The 21,884-nt window shown below is 72.3% G+C and carries 20 protein-coding genes and 1 pseudogene; 7 read left to right on the top strand and 14 right to left on the bottom strand.

Annotated features, from left to right (window positions below):
* Positions 1–4: 4 nt before the first annotated feature.
* Entirely contained in the window at positions 5–289 is a 285-nt protein-coding gene (locus tag ACGH7X_RS38235) for a hypothetical protein (RefSeq protein ID WP_399894897.1), read from the bottom strand.
* A gap of 140 nt (positions 290–429) precedes the next feature.
* A pseudogene (locus ACGH7X_RS38230) lies at positions 430–1,177 on the bottom strand (DUF1838 family protein).
* Between the two features lie 123 nt (positions 1,178–1,300).
* Between ACGH7X_RS38230 and ACGH7X_RS38225 the strand changes: the two are divergent.
* From ACGH7X_RS38225 to ACGH7X_RS38215, 3 genes are all read left to right on the top strand, one after another.
* Complete coding sequence (locus ACGH7X_RS38225; RefSeq protein WP_399894894.1) at positions 1,301–1,915, top strand: dihydrofolate reductase family protein; 615 nt, start codon at positions 1,301–1,303, stop codon at positions 1,913–1,915.
* A 96-nt stretch (positions 1,916–2,011) separates the two neighbouring features.
* The gene (locus ACGH7X_RS38220) at positions 2,012–2,887 is read left to right on the top strand and encodes a GNAT family N-acetyltransferase (RefSeq protein WP_399894892.1); all 876 of its coding nucleotides are present in this window, start codon (positions 2,012–2,014) and stop codon (positions 2,885–2,887) included.
* Positions 2,888–2,969: 82 nt separating this feature from the next.
* Positions 2,970–6,116, top strand: a complete 3,147-nt coding sequence (locus ACGH7X_RS38215) for a discoidin domain-containing protein (RefSeq protein ID WP_399894888.1) — start codon at positions 2,970–2,972, stop codon at positions 6,114–6,116.
* Between the two features lie 79 nt (positions 6,117–6,195).
* Here the strand turns inward: ACGH7X_RS38215 and ACGH7X_RS38210 are convergent, their stop codons facing one another.
* Complete coding sequence (locus tag ACGH7X_RS38210) at positions 6,196–6,300, bottom strand: peptidoglycan-binding protein (RefSeq protein WP_399897645.1); 105 nt, start codon at positions 6,298–6,300, stop codon at positions 6,196–6,198.
* Positions 6,301–6,373: 73 nt separating this feature from the next.
* Between ACGH7X_RS38210 and ACGH7X_RS38205 the strand changes: the two genes are divergently transcribed.
* Together ACGH7X_RS38205 and ACGH7X_RS38200 are read left to right on the top strand one after the other, a co-directional pair.
* Positions 6,374–6,439, top strand: a complete 66-nt coding sequence (locus ACGH7X_RS38205; protein ID WP_399897642.1) for a 4Fe-4S binding protein — start codon at positions 6,374–6,376, stop codon at positions 6,437–6,439.
* Between the two features lie 558 nt (positions 6,440–6,997).
* Positions 6,998–7,987, top strand: a complete 990-nt coding sequence (locus ACGH7X_RS38200) for an NAD(P)-dependent alcohol dehydrogenase (protein ID WP_399894885.1) — start codon at positions 6,998–7,000, stop codon at positions 7,985–7,987.
* A gap of 35 nt (positions 7,988–8,022) precedes the next feature.
* On the opposite strand, the gene ACGH7X_RS38195 is transcribed toward ACGH7X_RS38200, so the two are convergent.
* From ACGH7X_RS38195 to ACGH7X_RS38145, 11 genes are all read right to left on the bottom strand, one after another.
* Positions 8,023–9,030 carry a homoserine dehydrogenase gene (locus ACGH7X_RS38195; protein ID WP_399894882.1) on the bottom strand — a complete coding sequence of 336 codons (1,008 nt, stop codon included), beginning with the start codon at positions 9,028–9,030 and terminating at the stop codon, positions 8,023–8,025.
* Positions 9,031–9,087: 57 nt separating this feature from the next.
* Complete coding sequence (locus tag ACGH7X_RS38190; RefSeq protein WP_399894879.1) at positions 9,088–9,759, bottom strand: response regulator; 672 nt, start codon at positions 9,757–9,759, stop codon at positions 9,088–9,090.
* Positions 9,756–10,934 carry a sensor histidine kinase gene (locus ACGH7X_RS38185; protein ID WP_399894876.1) on the bottom strand — a complete coding sequence of 393 codons (1,179 nt, stop codon included), beginning with the start codon at positions 10,932–10,934 and terminating at the stop codon, positions 9,756–9,758. The genes ACGH7X_RS38190 and ACGH7X_RS38185 overlap by 4 nt, the downstream gene beginning before the upstream one ends.
* Positions 10,935–11,026: 92 nt before the next feature.
* Positions 11,027–13,252, bottom strand: coding sequence for an MMPL family transporter (locus ACGH7X_RS38180; RefSeq protein ID WP_399894873.1), 2,226 nt, complete (start codon positions 13,250–13,252; stop codon positions 11,027–11,029).
* A 90-nt stretch (positions 13,253–13,342) separates the two neighbouring features.
* Positions 13,343–13,993, bottom strand: a complete 651-nt coding sequence (locus ACGH7X_RS38175; protein WP_399894870.1) for a hypothetical protein — start codon at positions 13,991–13,993, stop codon at positions 13,343–13,345.
* A gap of 4 nt (positions 13,994–13,997) precedes the next feature.
* Positions 13,998–14,834, bottom strand: coding sequence for a carbohydrate ABC transporter permease (locus ACGH7X_RS38170; protein WP_399894867.1), 837 nt, complete (start codon positions 14,832–14,834; stop codon positions 13,998–14,000).
* The gene (locus tag ACGH7X_RS38165) at positions 14,831–15,799 is read right to left on the bottom strand and encodes a carbohydrate ABC transporter permease (protein ID WP_399894864.1); all 969 of its coding nucleotides are present in this window, start codon (positions 15,797–15,799) and stop codon (positions 14,831–14,833) included. The genes ACGH7X_RS38170 and ACGH7X_RS38165 overlap by 4 nt, the downstream gene beginning before the upstream one ends.
* Positions 15,796–17,136, bottom strand: coding sequence for an ABC transporter substrate-binding protein (locus ACGH7X_RS38160; protein WP_399894861.1), 1,341 nt, complete (start codon positions 17,134–17,136; stop codon positions 15,796–15,798). Before ACGH7X_RS38160 ends, ACGH7X_RS38165 begins: the two co-directional genes overlap by 4 nt.
* 116 nt (positions 17,137–17,252) lie before the next feature.
* Positions 17,253–17,981 (bottom strand): cupin domain-containing protein, encoded by a 729-nt coding sequence (locus ACGH7X_RS38155; RefSeq protein WP_399894858.1) that lies wholly within the window; start codon positions 17,979–17,981, stop codon positions 17,253–17,255.
* Positions 17,975–18,898 (bottom strand): PmoA family protein, encoded by a 924-nt coding sequence (locus tag ACGH7X_RS38150; protein ID WP_399894856.1) that lies wholly within the window; start codon positions 18,896–18,898, stop codon positions 17,975–17,977. Before ACGH7X_RS38150 ends, ACGH7X_RS38155 begins: the two co-directional genes overlap by 7 nt.
* On the bottom strand, positions 18,895–20,097 hold the full coding sequence (locus ACGH7X_RS38145) for a Gfo/Idh/MocA family protein (protein ID WP_399894853.1): 1,203 nt from the start codon (positions 20,095–20,097) through the stop codon (positions 18,895–18,897). The genes ACGH7X_RS38150 and ACGH7X_RS38145 overlap by 4 nt, the downstream gene beginning before the upstream one ends.
* A 248-nt stretch (positions 20,098–20,345) precedes the next feature.
* On the opposite strand from ACGH7X_RS38145, the gene ACGH7X_RS38140 reads away from it, so the two are divergent.
* Both ACGH7X_RS38140 and ACGH7X_RS38135 read left to right on the top strand, forming a co-directional pair.
* Positions 20,346–21,389: a LacI family DNA-binding transcriptional regulator gene (locus ACGH7X_RS38140; protein WP_399894850.1), complete on the top strand. Its 1,044-nt coding sequence runs from the start codon at positions 20,346–20,348 to the stop codon at positions 21,387–21,389.
* Between the two features lie 188 nt (positions 21,390–21,577).
* Positions 21,578–21,808, top strand: coding sequence for a hypothetical protein (locus ACGH7X_RS38135; protein WP_399894847.1), 231 nt, complete (start codon positions 21,578–21,580; stop codon positions 21,806–21,808).
* The last annotated feature ends 76 nt before the right edge of the window (positions 21,809–21,884 follow it).

The raw sequence follows: 21,884 nt of genomic DNA, 5'->3' as shown, positions 1-21,884 counted from the left end.
CGACCTAGCGCCGCCGCGTCAACGGGGCGTCGTTCCGCTCGACGACGATCCGCAGGACGTCGTCGAGATAGCGCGTCTCGGCGTCGTTGTGCAGGCGGTCCGGCGGGACGGCATGACGGAACAGGTCGCCTTCCAGACGGTGGACCATCAGGTCCCGCGCTGTGCGGGCGAGCTGTGCCGGATCGTCCGGCAGGCCTGCATAGAGCCCGACGAGTTCACGGGGATCGGAGAAGGCACTGTGCGCCGTGTAGAAGGAAGCCGCGTCCCGTCCGAGGCGCGTGGATGGCATGGCCGGACCCCCAGGGAACAGCGGACACGGCTTCGGTCGCCGGGCGTCCGGTGCACGTCACCGTGCCAAAATCTCCCCGTACCTGTCCAGAGCGGACCGATCGCGCCTTCTGATCTCCCGGGGCCGTCCGCCGCGACCGCTCACTTCGGCGGGTTGAGTTTACGAAAGTAGGTCCAACTGGTCTCGTTCGGCTCGCTCCACTGCTCCGGAGCCCGGGCGAACTCCGGGTGGTGGTCGGCGATGTGGGCACGGGTGCGCTCGGGGACCTCGGCGTACGAGTCGAGCTTGCGGCCCCGACAGTGATAAGTGAGGCCGCCGGGCCGTTGGCCGCGGGCCATCCACGGGGCCCACGGGGACATCCGGGTCCAGGACATGGTGGCCGGGACGCTCGGGGCCGGTCCTGCCAGGTCCGCGCGGTGGGCGAAGAACTGGAAGAGCTCCAGGGCCTTGTACGTGTCGCCCGCCGAGTGGACCGGGTACTGGGCCACCGGCAGGGGCGAGGGGTAGGCGAGCGGGATCTCCAGGCTGAAGCAGACCTGTCCGCCGAGGTCGGTCGTCGGGATCGGGAAGGGGCGCCACTTCTGGTTCGCCGGGTCGTTCCAGATGTGCACCACCGGCAGGTCCTGCCAGGTTTCCAGGATCTCGCCGGTGGCGGGGTCCAGGTAGAACGCGGCCTCGCGGGTGAGCAGCCGGTAAGGTGTCCGGGCCGTCGTCGGCTTCGTGGACCAGGCGGGCGACGTTGACGCCTTCGAAGCCGAAGACGCGCTCGTAGGGTTCGTCGGGGGCCCAGGTGTACACGCTTCCGGACCACCAGTAGGTGACCTCCTCGCCGTCGAGGGAGGCCCGGGTGCGTGCGAGGGAGCGGAGCGGTTCCGCGGGTGTCGTCATGGACAGTACTCTGCGCGACGGCCGCCCCGGCCGGGCGCAGAACACCGGGTCCGGGGCCGAAAACGGCCGGAACAGAGGCGGACTCCGGCGATGACTTCCGGCGGCGGACCGGGTCCACCCTGTATGACTCGCATCATCGCTGACATCTCGGTCTCCCTCGACGGCTTCGTCACCGGGCCCGATCCCGGCCCGCACAACGGTCTGGGCACCGGCGGCGAGGCCCTGCACACCTGGGCGTTCTCCGACGACCCCGAGGACCGCCGGATCGTGCGTGAGGCGACCGCCCGCTCGGGTGCCGTCGTCCTCGGCCGCCGGCTCTTCGACGTGGTCGACGGGCCGGGCGGCTGGGACGACACGATCGGCTACGGCGCCGCGGAGGTGGGCAAACCCCCGTTCGTCGTCGTGACGGGCTCGGCGCCGGAGTCGGTGCGGCTCACCGGCCTCGACTGGACGTTCGTCACGACCGGTCTGCCCGACGCCGTCGCCGCCGCCCGCGAGCGTGCCGAGGCGGCTTCGGCGGCCGGTGGCAAGGACCTCGACGTCGTCGTCATGGGCGGTGGCGTCACGGTCGGCTCGGCGCTCCACGCGGGGCTGGTCGACGTGCTGTCGCTGCACCTGGCTCCCGTGATTCTGGGCTCCGGGACGCCCCTGTTCGTCGGAGGACCACCGCGCACGCTGGTCCAGCGGGGCGCGAACGCGACGTCGACGGCGACACATCTGACGTACGAGATCCTCTGACGTACGAGGGTCCTCTGACGTACGAGGGTCCTCATGATTCAGGGGCGAGCAGGGGCAAGGGCTCCCCCGGGCCGGGCGGTTCAGGGATCATGAGGCATGCGACCGGACAGCTGGCACCTCACCGAAGACCTCGACGACTTCCTCGCCCGGGCGGGAGACTTCCTGTGCTCGCGCCCCGCCCTGCACACCACACCGCTGACGACGGTCGAGAAGCTGCGAACGCGTGGCGCGGACGCCTTCGGGCCGGGAACCACCGTCTTCGGCCGGCTGGAGGCCGGCGGCGAGGTCCGCGCCGTCTTCCTTCGCCCGCCGACCCGCCGGCTGACCCTCACCGCGCTGTCCCCCGCGCAGGCCGACGCCCTCGCCGCCCACCTCGTCGGTCTCGGCCACTCCCCCTCCGGCGTCCTCTCGGACCACGACACCGCCACCGCCTTCGCCGAGGCCTGGCAACGGCACACGGGGGCCGAACCCGTGCGCAGTTGGGGTGCCCGTCTCCACCGCCTCGCCGCGCTCACCCCGCCGGAGCGCGTTCCGGCGGGCCGGGGCCGGCTCGTGGGCCAGCGGGAGCACGAGCACCTCATGCGCTGGTGCCGCGAGTTCGCCGCGGACGTCGGTGAGGACGTGACCATCGACGCCGCGTCCTGGGCCGGCACGCGCTTCGCGGAGAAGCGCTACACCTACTGGGAAACCCAGGACGGCACGCCCGTCTCCATGGCGGGCGCGAACCCGTTGGTCGGCGGGCAGGTCCGGATCGACCCCGTGTACACCCCGGTCCCGCTGCGCGGACGCGGCTACGCGGGCGCCGTGACGGTCGAGGTCAGCCGTGCCGCGCTCGCGGCCGGCGCGACGGAGGTCGTGCTGTTCACCGACCCTGCCAACCCCACCAGCAACGCCCTCTACCGGCGCATCGGATATGTCCCGCTCGCCGACTTCACCGGCTACGACTTCACCCACACCGGTCGGCAGCCGTAGGCGCATCGCCATTGACACACCTGTCCGAGTCGTTCAAGGATGACCTTGTTGACAACGTTGTCGCCTGGCAAAGAGGACCATCATGGGACCCATTTCCCTCCCTGTCGGCCGCAGGCTCCTGCTGCGAGTGCTCGGGGCGACCGGCGTCGCGGCCGCCCTCCAGCCTGCGCTGGGTTCCCCTTCGGCCGCCGCCGGTTTCGCCCCCACCGCCGCCACCGGCTCCGACCGGACCGGTGACCCGCCGGACGACGTCGCCGCCACGTACCACCGCGTTCTCCTGCGGCACACCCGTTGGTCCGAGACGCAGTGGGACGAAGCCAAGGGGACCTACACCGACGCGTACTTCGGCTTCGCCGTGGTCCTCGGGCACGCCGTGCTGCTGACGCACGGGACCTTCGACGAGGAAGCGGCCGGCATCGACCGGGAGACGCTCAGGAGCCGGACCCTGGCGACGCTGCGGCACTTCGCCGCCTCCAACCGGCTCATGGGCGGCACCCAGTGGGGCCGCACGCTGTTCTTCGACACCACCTTCCAGTCGTACTTCATCCTCGCCGCACACCTGCTGTGGGACCAGCTCGACGCCGGTACCCGCTCCGCGGTGGACACCATCACCCGCGAACAGGCGGCGTACACGCACTCCCTGGGCACGGGCGACGACCCGGCCTCCGGGGACTGGACCCCGAACGGCCTCGAGGGCGGCTACGTCGGTGACACCAAGCTGGAGGAGATGGGGCTCTACGCGCAGACCCTCGCCCCCGCGCTGGCCTGGGCACCGGACGACCGGCGCCGCGCCGACTGGGCGACCGACTACGGCACCTGGTCGCGCAACGAGGGCGGTCTGCCGCCCGCCGACCTGGCCAACCCGACGCGGGTGGACGGTGTTCCGGTCTCGCGCAACACCGCGCACAACACGTACGACACCTTCATCGTGGAGAACCACGGCTCCTTCGGACCGCATTATCAGGAGGAGATGTGGCGCACTTCGGCGCGTAACGCGGCGCACTTCCTCGCGGCGGGCGAGCCGTTGCCCGAGGTGCTGACCAAGCAGCCCAACGCGGAGCCGCTGTGGCGGACGCTGCTGGGTGTCATGTCGGACGCGGGCGAGCCGCTGATGCCGATGGTGGACGACCGCGAGCACCTGTACGGCAGGGACGTCATACCGCTGGCCTTCCTCTCCCGGGTCGCGGGAGACCGGGCGGCGGCCCGCGCGGAGACGGAGCTGGCCGCGCGTCTGGAGGCGTATCAGGCGTATCCGCCGGAGTACCGGTTGGCGAAGTTCTCGGGCGAGCCGAAGTACGAGCCGGAGGCACGGGCGGAACTCGCCATCAGCTATCTGCTGCACGTGTGGCCCCACGCGGGCCGGCGGGTGCGCCCGATGTCCCGCGAGGAGTTGTTCGCGTACGCGTCCGGTGTCACCGACTTCGGGACCGGCCCGGGACTGGTGTCCCACCAGTCTCCCGCCGCCTGGGCGGGTGTGGTGACGAAGCCCGGGTTCGTGAAGTTCGCCTGGCAGCCGGGGCACGACGACTGGCTGTTCCGCCTCAGCGGGAAGACCCCCATGTTCCTGCCCTCGACCGCCGCGGCGGTCACCGGCCGGACGGTCCGTGTGCACACGGCACTGCGGGACGGGTTCGACGGCAGCGCCACGGTGCTGCGCCTGGGCGAACGCTTCGCCGGGTACGCGACGCTCCCCTCGGGCGGGGTCGTCTACGCCTGCGACGGGCCGGACGCGGGCGGCTCACGGCTGGAGGTGCACAACCTCACCATGCCCGGTGTGGCGGGCCTCGACGGGAGCCGCACCTACCGCTTCGCGGAGGGCTCGGCCACGGTCCGCGCGCAGGACGCCACGCCCTCGGCCTCGGGACGCGTCGACGAGCTGACCTTCGCCCGCGCGACGGTGCGTCACCTGCGGATGCTGGGCGTGCAACCCGACCCGACGTACGGGTACTCGCTGTACGCGGTCGAGGCGCGCGACGGGGCCGGTTCCCCCGACCTCGCGCGGGGCGGAACGGCGACGGCCTCGTCGCAGTCGGCCGGTATGACGCCGGAGCTGGCCGTGGACGGCGACGCGAAGACCCGCTGGGCGGTCTCCCGCGAGGACCGGAAGCGGGCGGACAGCTGGTGGGCGGTGGACCTCGGGTCCGAGCGTGCGCTCGACCGGGTGACGCTGCGCTGGGAGGCGGCCGCCGGCCGTTCCTACCGCGTACAGGGGTCGTCCGACGGCGAGCGGTGGACCGACCTGGCGACCGGGCCGGCGCCGGCGCTGCGCAGCCGGGGCGGCTGGCTCGACGTCGACGGCCGCGCGGGGCTGGTCGTTCGGGGCGGCGAGCAGGCGCTGGCCGTGTACGGGGACACGATCGCCCTGGCCGAAGGGGCGCGGGACCCGCTCGTGGTCGAGGGGCACTGCGGGGTCTCTTCCGACGAGCTGCGCGAGCTGGCGCGCGCTGCCGCACCCGCCGCCGACGACGACCGGGTCCGCACGGCGCGGGTGGACGGGTACCTGAGCCTGTTCAATCTGTCGGCGGACGAGGTGGACACACGGGTCGAGGTGCCGCAGCAGGGCCGGCGCCGACAGGTCTACGAGGGCGAGCAGACGGTGACCCGGGAGGGCATCGGCTACCGGGCTCGCCTGGACGCCGCGTCCGCCCTGCTGCTTCCCCCACGCTTCACCCTCACCGCGCTGTCGGGGCGGACGCTGCCGCCGGGGCTGCGGGTGCGGGTGGCCGACGGGGCGACCCTGATCCTGTCCGGCGCCCGTTGCCGGCTGCGGATCGAGGCCCGGGGCCGCAGCACCGACGCGACCGTGCGCGACGGACGCGAGACCCGTGTCACGGTGCGTGGCGCACAGCCGTACCCGCACCACGACCTCGCCCTGGGACGGAACACCTTCCCGACCAATCCGCTGCCGCCCGGGACGACCGGGCCGGGCGCCGCCGTGGACGGCGACCCGGACACGGTGTGGCGGCCGGGCCGCGACGGCCGCATGGTGGTCGACCTCGGGGCGCGCAGCCAGGTGCGGTGGGTGGAGGCGCAGTGGACGACTGGGGCGGCCCCGGCCGCCCGGGTGGAGTTCAGCAACGACGGGGTGCGCTATCAGCGCGTGGGGTCCCTGGACGGCCGCGGCCGCGTACGCCGGCTGACCCGTGCGGGGTCGGTCCGCTACGTCGCGGTCACGGTGGTGGGCACGCCGCACGCACACGACGGGCTGACCCGGCTCTCGGTGGGGTGAGCGGGCTCCCGTTCCACGGCGTGGCCGTCCGGCGCGCTCCCAGAGGCGCACCGGACGGCCGTTGTCGCTTCGGGCCGGTTCAGCAGTACGGCTTGGAGTCGGCCGCGAAGTCCTTGAAGGCCGCCTTGGTCTTCGTTCCGGCGATGCCGTCGATCTTGCCCTTGTAGCCGTGGTACTTCTTCAGGTCGCGCTGCAGGGCGCTGACGGTGTTCTTGCCGACGATGCCGTCGATCCTGTCGTCGTAGCCCCAGTGCTTCTTGAGCCAGCGCTGCAGCGACTGCCAGCTCTGCGTGCCCAGCTGCCCGTCCAGGGCGCCGTTGTAGTTCCACTTGTCCTTGATCCAGCACTGGACGTACCTGGCCTGCGTCGTGCTCAGGCCCAGGTTGTTCACCGCCAGCGGAGCGGCGTCCTTGGTGCTGACCGCGGCGGGCGCGGACCGGGCGGGCTGCGCGGTCGCGGTCGCGGCGCCCGCAAGGCCGCCGGCCGCGACACCGGCGGCGGCGGTGAGGCCCACGATCGTCCTCGTCATCGTGTTCATTCGCATTGTTCCCCCTGTGGGTCGTCGTGCGTCGGAGTCCTGCCTCCTGCCGTCCCTGCGGAGCGGCACATACGACGATGAGGGCCGGCCGGCGAGTCCCGCCAGATCCGCCGCGAACATGGCGCGGGACGGGGACGCCCCGGGCCCGACCTGCGCGTTCGCCGCCCCGGATGACGCGTCCGCGGGACGCGGCGGGACATCACACGGCGGGATCAGGCGCCGTCGGCACGTGTGAAGTAGCCCCCGTACGGCCATTGACGGCCGTACGCCGTGCCCCTACGTTGCCCTCACCACGCGACCCGCGATCGGTCCCGGGGCGTCCCGAGGGGATGGTGGCAGGGCGATGAAGGCAGTGGTCCAGGAGCGGTTCGGCGCGCCGGACACCCTGCGGCTGCGGGAGGTCGACCGGCCCCGCGCCGGGGCCGGCCAGGTGCTGGTGCGCGTGCACGCCGCCGCGGTGAATCCGTACGACTGGCACATGCTGCGCGGAGACCCGTACGCGGCACGGCTGTTGGGAGGCATGGGGCTCACCCGTCCGAAGTGCCGGGTGGCCGGTCTCGACGCGGCCGGGGTGGTGGAGAGCGTCGGTGCCGGTGTGCGGGGGCTGCTGCCCGGTGATCCGGTGCTCGGCTTCTGCCCGGGGGCCTTCGCCGAGTACGCGTGCACCACCGAGGAGTTGCTGGTGCCCAGGCCCGCCGGCCTGACCTTCGAGCAGGCGGCCGCCGTACCGGTGGGGGCCGTGACCGCGCTGCGCGGCGTCCGGACCGTGGGCCGGGTGCGTCCCGGGCAACGGGTGCTGGTCAACGGGGCGGGCGGCGGAGTCGGCACCTTCGCCGTGCAGCTCGCGGCGGTGCTGGACGCGGAGGTCACCGGGGTGTGCAGCGCACGCAACACCGACCTGGTCCGCTCACTGGGCGCCGCCCACGTCCTCGACTACGCCCTCGAGGACTTCACCGACGGACGCGAGCGCTACGACGTCATCCTGGACAACGTGGGCAACCACCCGCTGGGCCGGCTGCGCCGCGCGCTCACTCCGGCGGGCGTCCTGGTGGCCAACGGCGGCGGCTCCCCCGGCCGGGTGTTCGGGGCGATCGGCGCCATGCTGAAACTCGCGGCCGTCAACGCCCTCACCCGGCAGCGGCTGCGCCCGATCCTCCCGGCGACCCCGGACGGGCCGGCCCGCGAGGACCTGCTCGCCGTCACCGGGCTCGTCGAGGCGGGGCAGGTCACGCCCGTGGTCGGCCGGACCTACGCCCTGGCCGACACCGCGGAGGCGGTACGGCACGTCGAGGAAGGGCACGCCTGCGGCAAGACCGTCATCACGGTGCCGTAGGCCAAACGCCCCGGGCGGGGTCGCCGTACCGCGCTTCAGCAGAACCCCGTGCGGGGAGCCGTGACTTCGATGGTGTCCTTCAGCAGGGCCAGCGCCGCCCCCACCGGGCTCGACCGTCCGCCGCTCACGGTCACGTCGCCCGCGTCGGGGCAGCCGAAGACGACGGCCTTCTCGGGCCCGGTCAGCGCGTGCAGAGGATCCCCCGGTCCGGTCTCCTCCAGGCGTACGCGCACCACGTGGGGCTCGTCCGCCGACGCGGCGGCGACCGCCCGCAGCCGACGGGACCGGGAGGCCGCGTCCCGGGCTCTGCCGGCGGTGCCTTCGTCCACCGGCTCCGTCCGCACCCGCACCGTCGCCGGGTCCCATCCCCAGGCCAGTGCCGCCAGCAGCCGCACCTTGGTGGCGGCGTCCTCGCCCGACAGGTCCGCCGAGGGATCCGCCTCCGCGATGCCCCGGAGTCTCGCGGCACGGATGGCGTCGCTCAGCGTGTCGCCGTCGGCGAGGCGGTCGAGGACGAAGGTCACGGTGCCGTTGGGGCACGCCCGGATCGTCCGGCAGTCCAGGCCGCGCAGGGACGTTCGCGCCAGGTCGCCCGCGGGAAGCGCCGATCCGGTCGCCCCGGAGATCCTGATCATGCTGCCGCCCGCCCGGGCGGCCTCGTCGAGTTCCCGCCAGTGCGTGAGCAGGTGGCTCTTGGTGGCCGTCACCACGTGGATCCCCCGGCGCAGCGCGGTCACGGCCTCCTGCGCCGCGTGCTGCCGCAGTTCGGGCGAGGAGGGGAGGGCCTGGACGAACACGCGCGCGCCGGTCCGGTCGAACGTCTCGTCCAACGGTCTCGGCGGACCCCACTCCGAGCGCGGCGGCACGGCCCCGTCGTCACCCGGCCGGCACTGGGCCGAGCTCGCGCGCACGGCACCCACGCGCGGACGTATGCCGTAACGGCCTTCGAGCGCGTCCCCGTGCCGGGCCAGCCTGTCGACGAAAGCCTGCCCGACCGGGCCGTACCCGGACAGGACCACGTCGGTTCGAGTCGCTTCACCCATGGATCCGGGATCCTCTCACATCGACCGAACGTGACGCGGCCCGTCAGAGGCGGCCCGTCAGCGCGGTGGTCTCACCAGGCCGGAGCGGTAGGCGTGGGACACCAGTTGGGCGCGGTCGCGGGCGCCGAGTTTGGTCTTGGCGCGTTGGACGTGGGTGCGTACGGTCAGCGGGCTGAGGAACAGTTCGGCCGCGATCTCCTTGTCGGACTTCCCGTCCGCGACCAAGGCGGTCACCTGTCGCTCACGGGCGGTGAGAGCGGCCAGGTCCTCGGGCAGCACGGGGGAGGCTGCGGGGTCGGGGGAATCGAGGAACCGGGTGATGAGGCTGCGGGTGGCCGCGGCGGACAGGAGGGCGTCGCCGGCGGCCACCGTGCGGATGCCGTCGAGGAGTTCCTCGGCCGTGACGTCCTTGCCCAGGAAGCCGCTCGCGCCGATGCGCAGTGCTCGGGCGACGTGCTCGTCGGTCTCGAAGGTGGTGAGGACGAGGACCCGGGTGTCCTTGAGGTCGGGGTCGGCGCAGATGGCGGCGGTGGCGGCGAGGCCGTCTGTGCCTGGCATGCGGATGTCCATGAGGACGATGTCGGGGCGGTGGGTGCGGGTCAGCGCGATGGCGTCCTGACCGTCGGCGGCTTCGGCGACGACTTCCAGGTCCTCGCTCGAGTCGATGAGGATCCGGAAGGTCGCCCGCAGCAGAGCCTGGTCGTCGGCGAGCAGCACGCGGATGGTCATTGGGGCTGTTCCCTTGGTGGAGGAGGCGCGGGCAGTTCGGCGGTGACGGCGAAGCCGCCTTCCGGCAGGGCGCCCGCCCGCAGGCGGCCTCCGGAGGTCTGGGCGCGTTCCCGCATGCCGACGAGGCCGAAGCCGCCGTCGGGGCCCGGTGGGCGCGGGGTGGCGCCTCCGTCGTCGGCGACGGTGAGGGTCAGCCGGTCGTGGGCGTAGGCGAGGTGCACGTCCGCCGTGCCGGCGTCGGTGTGTTTGGTGACGTTGGTGAGGGCCTCCTGCACGATCCGGAAGGCGGTCAGGTCCACTCCGGGCGGCAGGGGGCGCCGCACACCCTCGGTGGTGACGGTGACGAGGAGTCCGGCGGAGCCGAACGCGGAGACCAGTTCGGGGAGCCGGCCGAGTCCGGGCGGGGGTTGCAGGGCGTCCTCGGGCTCGTCGGAGCGGCGCAGCAGACCGACGGTGGCCTTCAGTTCGCGCAGTGCCGATGCGGTGGTGCCCGTCAGGTGCGAGAGGATCTCGTGAGCCTGCTCCGGGTGAGTGCGGGCGAGGTGGGCGGCGGTGCCGGCCTGGGCGTTGGCCAGCGCCATGTGGTGGGCGACGACGTCGTGCAGTTCGCGGGCGATGCGGACGCGTTCCTCGGCGACGCGCCGGCGGGCCTCTTCCTCGCGGGTGCGCTCGGCGTGCTCGGCCCGGGTGTGGACGGCGTCGACGTAGGCGCGGCGGCTTCTGACCGCTGCGCCGGCCAGAACGGGAAACAGCATCCAGGCGGCCGGGGCGAAGCCCTCTGCCACCAACGGCCGGCCGTTGCGCCCGGAGAGCAGCGCGGCCGGGATGATCAGCGCGACGGCTCCGAGGTAGGCGACGTAGGCCGCTCGCTGCGGGGTGCGGGCGGCCGCTTCGTACAGCGCGACGAGCACGGGCGTCAGCAGCAGCGGCAGGACGGGATAGCCCACCGCCACGGACACGGCGGCACAGGCGGCGGTCGTCAGGACCGCGGCTCGCGGGTGGTCGCGGCGCCGCAACAGGCCCGCGGTGGCCGCGAGTGCCAGGGGCTGGCCCGCCCACCAGCCGACGTCTCCCTCCACGTACTGCCGGCTGGTGGCGACGAACGCCAGCAGCAGGAAGGCCGCCTCGACGAGGTGGGGGTGGCCATCGGCGTACCGTCGCCAACTGCTGAGCATGAGTTCCTCCTCGGACCAGGATCGCCGATGCGGCCCGCGCACGTCAGGAGGGCCGCCCGGGTCACGCGCGGGCGGCCTTCCCGGGGTGCGGTTCAGAGGCGCACCGGGTCCTGCTGTTCGGCACCGGGCCGGGCCGCGAGCGCCGGGGCGGGCGCCCGGCGGCCGAGGGCCTCGCCCTCCACGTCGACCCGCGGGAGCAGCCGGTCCAGCCGGCGTGGCAGCCACCACGCCCGCTCGCCGAGCAGGACGAGAACGGCGGGCACGAACGCCATGCGGACGACGAAGGCGTCGAACAGGACGGCGAGCGCCAGGCCGAGGCCGACCATCTTGAGCAGGGTCTCGCCGCCGGTCATGAAGCCCGCGAAGACGGCCATCATGATGACCGCGGCGGCGGTCACGACCCGGCCGCTGTGGCGGAACCCGGTGACGACGGCCTCGGCGGGCGGCTCCCCGTGGATGAAGGCCTCCCGCATCCGCGACACGAGGAACACCTGGTAGTCCATGGCGAGGCCGAAGACGATGCCCACCAGCATGAGCGGCATGGTGCTCATGATCGGTCCGGTCTCGTCGATGCCCAGGAGTCCGGCCCCGTGGCCGTTCTGGAAGACGGTGACGAGTGCGCCGAAGGACGCCCCGACCGACAGCAGGAAGCCGAGGGCGGCCTTGAGCGGTACGAGTACGGACCGGAAGACGACCAGCAGCAGGAGGAAGGCCAGGCCGACGACGACCAGCAGGTACGGGATCAGGGCGTCCGTCATCTTCTGGGCGACGTCGATGTTGAGCGCGGTGGTACCGGTCACCTCGAAGGTCGCGCCGGTGGCGGCCTGGGTCGCGGGGCGCTCGTCGCGGATGGTGTGGACGAGTTCCTTGGTCCGCTCGCTGGTGGGCGCGGTGGACGGGACGGCCTGGATGATCGCGGTGTCCTTCACGGCGTTGAACCGGGGCGGCGACACGGAGACCACTCCCCCGGTGCCGGCGACCTTCTTGGAGACTGCTGTGACCGCGGAGCGCGGGTCGTCGGCCTGCCGGGCGTCCACGACGATGGTCAGCGGGCCGTTGAACCCGGGGCCGAAGCCGTCCGCGAGGGCGTCGTACGCCCGGCGCTCGGTGGTGGAGGTGGGCTTGGCCTCGTCACCGGGCATGCCGAGCCGCAGGTCCAGCGCCGGTACGGCGAGAGCGCCCAGCACGGCCACCGAGCCGAGCAGTACGGGCACCGGGCGGCGCCGGACGAACCGGGCCCAGCGGGCGCCCCACTCCCCGGTCTCCCGGACCCGCCGGGCGGGGCGGGGCTTCGTCCCCTCGCGGACACGGCGGGCCAGCAGGGCATCGGGCCAGAAGCCGAACAGCGCGGGCACCAGGGTCAGTGTGATCAGCACCGCGAAGACGACCGCGCCGGCGGCGGCCAGACCCATCCGCGTCAGGGACGGGACTCCGATCACCGACAGGCCGGCCAGCGCGATGACCACGGTGAGTCCGGCGAAGACGACCGCGGATCCGGCCGTGCCCGCGGCCAGCCCCGCGGCCTCCTGGGCGTGGTGCCCCCTGGCCCGCTCCTCGCGGTAGCGGGAGACGACGAGCAGGGCGTAGTCGACACCCACCGCGATGCCGATCATCATCGCCAGTTCGCTGTCGGTCGAGGACAGGCCGAGGGCGCCGCCCAGCGCGATGATCGAGGTGAGGGTGAGGGCCACGCCGAGGACGGCGGTGATCAGCGGCAGCCCGGCGGCCGCCAGCGATCCGAAGGTGACCAGGAGAACCACCGCGGCGACGCCGATGCCCAGGAACTCGCCGATCCCGGTCGACGGCTCCCCCTCCAGGGCGTCGCCGCCGGCCTCGACGGTCAGGCCCGAGTGCCGGGCCTCCTCCACGGCTTTCGTGAGATCTGCCCTGTCGGCGTCGGTGACGTCGTCGTCGGTGACCTTGTAGGTGACGGTGGCGTACGCCGTGGACGCGTCCTCGCTGACCGTCGTCCCCTCGAGGGGGTCCGACACCGCGGCGACCTGTGGCCCGTCGGCCACCTCGGCCACCAGGGTGTCGATCGCGGCCCGGTACTCGGTCGCCGTGACCTTGCGGCCGTCCGGTGCGACGAGGACGATCCGGGCGCTCGAGCCCTCCGCCTCGGCGTCCGGGAACCGCTCGTTGATGAGGTCGAACGCCTGCTGGGACTCGATTCCGGGCATCGAGTCCGAGTCCTCACCCGCCTCGCCTGCGCTCATGGCGCCGAGTCCGACGACGGCGAGGACGGCCACCCACAGGAGCGTCACCCACCGGCGCCGTCGGAAGGCGCCACGTCCCAACCGGTACAACAGGATTGCCATGGAGAGGTCTCCGCATCTGATCTGGGGAACCTCTCCAGCCTCACCGGGCGGGCCCGCCCCGTCGTCGTTCGCACCGACCGTCGCGTGTACTCAGTTTCGAGTACGGCCGGCCTCCGGCTCCGGGGAGTCTTCCGCTCGTCCCTCCCCCGCGAAGCGCATGTCCACGACGGTGGCGGCGAAGGCCAGGGGGCCGGGCAGCAGGGGGATCAGTACGGGGATGGACCAGACGAGCAGCGCGGCCAGTACGACCGCGCCGGTCAGCAGGAGGCTGCCGCGAGGGTCGGCGACGGAGCGGAGGAGACCCTCGCGCAGGGACAGTGTGTGCGGCGCAGGCAGCGCGGTGGTGCGCAGTGCCACCACCGCGCTGCCGAGGGCGAGCAGGACCAGTGCGGGGGCCACGACGTCCGCGCCGGGCATGGTGCTGCGCGTCAGCGCGTGGTCGACCAGCAGGATGACGGCGAGGAGCGGCACGGCCAGACCGCCGGCGAGTGAGCCCCGGGTCAGCCGCGCACCCAGCTGGGCGGCGTACGTACCGGCCTTGACGGGCACCGCGTCCTCGGCCGCCCGGCGCAGGGTGGCCGACGCGGCGGCGAACGCGGCCGGCGCGGTGACGACGGGGAGGCAGGCGACGCCGGTGAGCAGGCCCACCAGCAGCATGTCGGCGAAGAGGGTGAAGCCGGCCGAGAACACCTCTCCGGGTTCCCTGCGGTCGCTGGGCGAAAGGGTGGGTGCCTGGGTCATGGTGTCAGCCCTTCAGTCCGGAGGTCGCCATGCCCTGCACCAGGTAGCGCTGGAAGACGAAGAAGAACAGCACGATCGGCAGCACGGAGATCACGGACATCGCGAACATGGGACCGTAGGCGGAGGTGCTGGACTGGTCGACGAAGCTGCGCAGGGCGAGGGTGATGGTGAACTTCTCCGGGGCGAACAGATAGATCATCTGCGTGAAGAAGTCGTTCCACGTCCAGATGAAGGTGAAGATCGCCGTGGTGATCAGGGACGGCCGGCTCAGCGGCAGCGTGACCGACCAGTACGTGCGGAAGGCGCCGCAGCCGTCGATGCGGGCGGACTCCTCCAGCTCGCGCGGCAGACCGCGCATGAACTGGACGATGAGGAAGACGAAGAACGCCTCGGTGGCCAGGAACTTCGGCAGGATCAGCGGCCAGTAGGTGTCGACCATGCCGAGCCGGTTGAAGATGATGTACTGCGGGATCAGCACGACGTGGTGCGGCAGCATGAGCGTCGCGACCATGAAGGCGAACATCACCTTGCTCATGCGAAAGCGCAGCCGGGCGAAGGCGTAGGCGGCCAGGGAGCAGGACACCACGTTGCCGATGACGGCGCCGCCCGCGATCAGCAGGGAGTTCCACAGCAGCCGGCTCACCGGGACTCCGGACACTCCGTCCAGGGCGGTGGTGTAGTTCGACCACTGGAGGTGGCTGGGCCACAGGTCGAGGCTGGTCACCACCTCGTCGGCCGGCTTGAGCGACGTGGCGAGCAGCCAGGCCAGGGGGTACAGCAGGACGAGCAGGCCCACGACGGCGATCGTGTGCGGGAGCCATCGCCTGGTGGTGAGGTTCATCGTCCCTCCTCGTCCGCGTAGAAGACCCAGGACCTGGAGGTCCTGAACAGGATCAGGGTGATGACACCGATGGCGATGAGCAGCAGCCAGGCCATGGCCGCCGCGTAGCCCATGTGGGAGGCGGTGAAGCCGCGTTCGTAGAGGTACAGCGTGTAGAACATGGTCGAGTCGGCGGGACCGCCCTCGCCGCCGCTGACCGCGAAGGCCGGGGTGAACACCTGGAACGACTGGATCATCTCCAGCACCAGGTTGAAGAAGACGACCGGGGACAGCATCGGCACGGTGACCGAGACGAACTGCCGCCGGCGGCCCGCGCCGTCCAGCGCCGCCGCCTCGTACAGTTCGGGCGAGATCTGCTGGAGCCCGGCCAGGAAGATCACCATGGGCGCGCCGAACTGCCACACCGTCAGCAGGACGATGACGTACACCGCGAGGTCCGGGTTGCCGACCCAGCCGCCGAGGTCGATGCCGAGGGAGCCGAGGACACTGGAGACCGAGCCGCCGTCGTTGAACAGGGCGCGCCACACCAGGGCGATCGACATGCTCGCCCCGAGCAGCGAGGGCGCGTAGAAGGCGGAGCGGTAGAACGCGCGGCCGCGGCCGAGGTTCTTCAGGAGCATCGCCGCCCCGAGCGCGAGGATCAGCTTCAGCGGTACGGCGACGACCACGTACAGCAGTGTGGTGCCGACGGACCGCCAGAAGCGGGGGTCCTCGGTGAGCATCTCCTTGTAGTTGCGCAGGCCCACCCAGTGCGGCGGGTCGAACAGGTTGTAGTCGGTGAAGGACAGGTACAGCGACACGGCCATCGGCACGAGTGTCAGGACGGCCGCGCCGAGCATCCACGGGGTGAGGAACACGTAGGCGGGCCACTGCTGTTCGCGGCGGCCGCGGCGGCGTTTGGCCGGTGGCCGTGGTTCCGTCGCGGGGTGGGCGCTCGCGGGCGCCCTGGTCGACACCGTGCTCATGACCTCAGCTCCCGGTTGGCCTCGTCGATGAATTCCCGTGCCGCATCCCGCGGGGAGGTCAGTTCGTACATCACACGGTGGTAGGCGCGCTTGAAGGCGGTCTGGATGGCGACGTCGCCCCGCGGTGGCGCGGTGGGCGGCGCGTCCAGGCCGTACTTCTCCATCTTCTGCGCGTACTGGTAGATCTCCCGTTCCGCGCCCTCCAGTGTCCTGGCGACGCGGGCGGCGACCTTCCGGTTGGGCGGTGTGGAGCGGGTGAAGCCGAGGATGTCCCCGGCCCGCTCGTCGTTGAGGAGGAAGTCGACGAGTGCGGTGGCCTCCTTGGGGTGGTCGCTGTTCGCCCCGACGCCGAGGAGCATGGAGGGTTTGAAGTAGGCGCCCTGGCGCCCGTCGGCGGTGGGGACGGGGGCGAAGTGGACCTGGTCGCCGAGCAGTGCGGTGTAGCCGGGGAACGGGGCGTCCCAGGTGAAGTCGGCTGCGGCGAGCCCGCGGCCCATGGGCGACATCTCGGTGGTGTTGGCCTGTGAGGTGTCCGCGGCCTCGGCGACCACGCCTTCCTCGCGCAGCTTGTCGCAGAACGTCCAGAACTCCGTGAGGTCGTCCTCGGTGAAGCCCAGTTCCGTCTGGCTCGCGTAGAGCTTCCCGCCGCGGCTGCGGAGCCAGTCCTCGAAGATGTCCTCGTTGACGCCGTTGTCGTTGGCGCCCACCACGTCACGTCCGTCGGGGGATTCGAGCCCCAGGGCGGTGATCTTCCGGTTGGCCTCGGCCCATTCCTGCCAGGTCCAGTCGGGCTGGGGCGTGGGGATGCCGGCCTGCCGGTAGATCTTGGAGTCGTAGGCGTAGCCGGTGATGCCGCGGCCCATCGGCACGGCGTACTGCTCACCCTCGTAGGTGCCGGTGTGCAGGAACTCCTCGTCCATCTCGGAGGTACGGATCGCGCCGCTGTCGACGGCGTCGTCGAGCGGCAGGAGCGCGCCGCCGCCCGAGTACTGGGAGATCTGCCGGTAGTCGAGCTGGGCGACGTCCGGGATGCCGCCGCCGGCCGCCTGGGTGGCCAGCTTCTGCATGTACGAGCCGAAGTCGGCGTTCGACGTGCGGACGGTGACGCCGGGGTGTTCCTTCTCGAAGAGTTCCACGGCCTTCTTGGTGCGTTCGGCGCGGTCGTCGTTGCCCCACCAGGAGAAGGTGAGGGTCACGCCGCCGGACGACACGTCGCCGGAGGAAGAGGAGCACGCGCTGAGCGATGCCGTCAGCGCGGTGCTGAGACCGACGGCGGCCGCGGCCAGGACGGCCCGGCGGCTCGGGAATCGGCGCCGGCCGCTTCGGGGCTCGGGCATGGGGGGGCCTTCCCAGGGAGTGCGGGGATGGGTGGGGGTTGCGGCTCGGGCGACGCCTGCCGTTCCGAAGAGGGGGAGAACGCGGGAGGGCGCGCCGAGGGGCGACGGGGCGGAGGTCAGATGCCCGGGTAGACGGCCAGCCGGCCGCACATTCCGAAGCGTCCGGTTGCCTTGGGCCCGGTCGCAAAGACCCTGGCGTCGGCCAGGTGCCCGTCGTTCCTGCCGCGCAGGGCGTCGAGTTGGGTCCCGGTCGCCTCGGCGGCGGCGTGCGCGCCGTCGCGCCAGCGCCGCTCCCACTCCTCCAGCCGGGGCCGCACCAGCTCGGCGGCCGCCCGCTGGAAGGCCGCCAGCGGCTCCGGATCGCCGCTCTCGGTGGCCTCGCGCAGCTCCAGGAAGCGCCGGGTCGCCAGGTCGCGGCGAGCGCGCGCGACCCTCACCTGCTCGGCCTCGGGGACGTCGGCGGGGATGCGGATCGCGTCGGCGTACGTGTCGGGGTCGGCGAGAAGGTCCTCGGGCAGGGTGAGGACGGCGTCGCCCGCCTCGGGCAGACCGCTGTTCTGCATCACGACGGTGATCTCGAGGCCCGAGTCGTTGATCAGCCGGTGGATGGTGCCGGGCGTGAACCAGGCGACCGTGCCCGGCTCCAGGGGGGTCTCCTGGAAGCCCGAGGTGGTCAGGGTCTGCACCGCGCCCCGGCCCGACGTGACCACGTACCCCTCACTGCAGGTGAGGTGCAGGTGGGGGGTGCCTCCGCCGGGCAGTCCCTCGACGGTCGGCCAGTCGTAGACGGTCAGTCGGGACACGCCCACCGCTCCCGGGAAGCCGTCGTACGCGGCGCTCACCACGTGAGTCCGTCCAGGTGGGCGGCGACCCGCGCCCGGTCCCAGGCGCCGTCGGCGACGAGCACGCGGTAGCCGCGGGCGAGGGTCTCGCCGGGCGGCAGGACCAGCTCCTCGTGGAACGCCCAGGACGGTGCGACCGCGGCGAAGGGGTCGCTGCGCACGAACCAGTGCGCCGGGTGGGTGCCCTTCTCGCCCAAGTGGTCGTTGGAGGGCGCGTGTTCGAAGACGACCGTGGCGTGGCCGTCCCACCCGTCGTGCTCGCCGACGTACGCCAGCCAGGAGGCCTGGGTGCCCATGAGGTCGCCCTCGGACGACTCCGCGGTGAAGACCGTGCCGTCACGGAAGGCGCGGGGGCCGCGCCAGAACAGTCCGGTGTAGCCGGCGGCGGGGCGCCCGTGGGTGGTGGGGCTGCCGAACCGCAGTGGTTCGGCACGCCGGTTGGTGACCGCCGACGTCCAGGTGAGCGTCCAGCTGCCGGCTTCCGGGTCGACGTCGCGCACCTCGATGCGGCGCTCCTCCTCGGCCCACAGTTCGCCGCCGTGCGGATGCCAGGTCAGCTTCTCGGCGATGACGGCGCGCTCCGCCGAGGCGCTGACCTCCTCGAAGGCCACGTGGGCCATCGAGCCGACCTTCTTCGGCAGTGCGAGGTAACCCTCGCCGTGCACGTAGGTGTTGCCGCCCCACAGGTTCTGTCCGGAGAGGTGGGAGGCGGTCAGCTGGAGCCCCTTGTGCCAGCGGTGGTCGTTGGGCCGGTAGTCGGTGACGAGTCCCCCGGACAGGGTCCGGACCGGGTGCAGGTACGGCTTGGGCGCCTCCCAGTCGGCCTCGGGGCGGTACACGTAGGAGAACAGTTCGGTGCCGGCCGTCCCGTGGGCCACGGTGACGCGGTCACCGTGGACATGGGTCAGTGAGAGCGTCATGCGTGGTCCTCTTCCTTGACGGTGGCGGCCGGGGCCCAGCCGGGGGCTCCGCCGTGCAGTTCGGTGTAGTACGGGTCGCCGGGGCCGATGTCGCCCGCGCGTACGGTCGTGCCGGTGAACGCGGACTTGTACAGGGCGGTGATGAACTCCAGGGTCCGCCGGCCGCCCGCGCCGCTGGTGGTGTGGCGCCGGCCGCTCTTGATGTCGTCGACCAGGACGCGCAGCTGGGCCAGGTGTGAACTGGGTTCGTCGGCGCCGAAGTCCCGCCAGGCGGCGACGGTCTCCTCGGGGACGCCGGGCGCCGGGGTGATGCGCCAGTCCGCGTTGCGGTAGCCGTACAGGTGGGTCAGTTCGATCGTGGCGAGTTCGCAGTCGATGCGTATCCGGCTCACCTCGTCCGGGCTCAGCACGCTGTTGACGAGGGTGGCGACGGCTCCGTCGGCGAAGCGGACCAGTGCGGTGGAGACGTCCTCGGTCTCCACGTCGTGCACGAGCCGGGCCGCCATGCCGCGCACCTCGGCCCACGGGCCCAGCAGATCCAGCAGCAGGTCCGTCTGGTGGATGCCGTGTCCCATGGCGGGGCCCCCGCCCTCGGTCGCCCAGCGTCCCCGCCAGGGAACCGCGTAGTAGGCCGTGTCGCGGTACCAGGTGGTCTGGCAGTGGGCCACCAGCGGCCGGCCCAGCGCACCGCCGCGCAGCAGCGCGCGTACGTGGCGGGCCCCGGACCCGAAGCGGTGCTGGAAGACGATGGAGGCGTACGGCCCGGTGCCGTCGCCCCGTTCGGCCGCGTCACTGCCACCGCCCCGTCCCGCCGCCTCGCCGTCACCGTCCCCTTCGGCCGCCGCGACGGCGTCGAAGTCGGCCAGTGAGGGGCTCGGCGGTTTCTCGCACCACACCCAGGCCCCGGCCCGCAGCGCGGCCACGGACTGCTCGCGGTGCACGGCGGGCGGTGTGCACAGCACCACGAGGTCGGGGCGCACCGCGGTCAGCATCGCGTCGAGGTCGGTGGACGCGTGCGGGATCCCGAACTCGTCGGCGAACGCGCGCACCGCCGTGCCGTCCACATCGACCGCGGCGACGACCTCCACCTCGCCCTCGGCGGCCAGCTTCTGGAGGGCGGGCAGGTGACTGGACCGCGCGATGGACCCCGTGCCGACCACTGCTGTGCGCAGCGGGGCGTTGGGAACGTGCGAAGACATGCGGACCCTCTCGTGAGCGGGACGGGCCGGGTGCTGCGGGACACGTGGTGTGGGGCGTGCGCAGTCAGGCGGAGACATCGGCACCGCCTCGCAGCAACCGCTTGCTATCGTGGTGTTCCAACGTTGTAACCGGCGTGCGTCCGCAAGGTCAACCCTCTGTCGGGAAAAGAGTCGGCGGCCGGCGCACCTGCTGACAGGTGGCGCACGCAGGTGCATACTCTGCGGAAACTTCGGCAAGGGGGCGGGCTGTGGCCGCGGTGACACTGAAGGACGTGGCGGAGCGCGCGGGGGTGTCGATCAAGACGGTGTCCAACGTTGTACGCGGCGCCCCGCGCGTGTCCGACGCCACGCGGTCGCGGGTGATGCGGGCGGTGGACGAGCTCGGTTACCGGCCGAACCCCTCGGCGCGCAGGCTCCGCACGGGGCGCAGCGGCCTCGTCGCCCTGGTCGTTCCGGAACTGGCGACGCCCTACTTCGCCGAACTCGCCCATCACGTGCGCAGGGAGGCCACCCTGCTCGGCCTGACCGTCCTGATCGAGGAGTCACTGGGGGACGCGGCCGAGGAGCTGCGGCTGGCCAACGGGGTCGGCGCCTCGCTGCTCGACGGCGTGATCCTCTCCCCGCTGCGCGTCACGCCGGACGAACTCGCTTCCGTCACCGACGAGTTCCCGCTGGTCCTGCTCGGCGAGCGGACCTACGGACGCAACCGCGTCGTCGCCGACCACGTGCTGATCGACAACGTCGCCGCGGCCCGTGACATCACCGCCCATCTCATCGGCCTCGGGCGCACCCGGATCGCCGCGATCGGCGTGGACCGCCAGGGGTCCGCGACCAGCCGTCAGCGCCTGGAGGGGTACCAGCGGGCCCTGCACGAAGCGGGGTTGCCCTTCGATCCCCGGCTCGCGCCCCGCGTCGAGGAGTTCGACCGCCACAACGGACTCCTGGCGATGCGCGCGCTCGCCTCGCTGCCCGCCGGAGTACGGCCCGACGCGGTCTTCTGCTTCAGCGATCTGCTGGCCGTCGGCGCGCAACGCGCCCTGCACGAGGCGCGACTGGACATCCCGGACGATGTCGCCGTGGCCGGCATCGACGGCTCCGAGGAGGCGCTGTACAGCACGCCGTCCCTGACGACCGTGGTCCCCGACAAGGCCGCCATCGCCTCGCTGGCCGTGAAGTGCCTGGCGTCCCGGATACGGGCGCGCTCGCCCCTGCCGTTCGAGGTGCACGTGGCGCCGCACTGGCTGGAGGAGCGGGAGTCCACCCTCGGCGGGAGACGGCCGGTACGTCTCTGAAGCTGCCGGCGCGTCTCTGAAGCTGCCGGTACGTCGCTGAAGCTGCCGGCGCGTCTCTGAAAAGGTCGGCCCGCCCGGCCACCGGACCGCATGGGCACCGGCGAGGGCAAGGACGAGTGCCCTCACCGAGAACACTCCCGCTCGACGAGACACTGAGGCGCACACCCTGCCGCCCTAGGCTTTTGATCATGGAAATCCCGAGACGTCTCATCGAGCTCAGCCGTGCCGTCGAGGCCGCGGACAACCGGTACCGCAGCAACTCCGGCGAGAACGCCACGGTCGCCCTGGCGGTCTGGTCGGACGCCACCGCCGCCCTCACCCACGGCATCACCGCCTACGCCGACGAGGTCGGTGTCCCGCGCCGCGAAGTGGAACTGGCCGTACAGCGCGCGGCGGGACGACGCACGCCGGCGGACTGAACCCGCACCCCCGGCGGGCCCATTGACAGCTTTGGCTAACGACAGTAGCTTTTAGCTAAAGCTGTTAGCCCTATTG

This window comes from Streptomyces sp. BBFR51, assembly GCF_044591655.1.
GTDB lineage: Bacteria > Actinomycetota > Actinomycetes > Streptomycetales > Streptomycetaceae > Streptomyces.
This window is presented reverse-complemented; position numbering and strand designations above follow the sequence as displayed.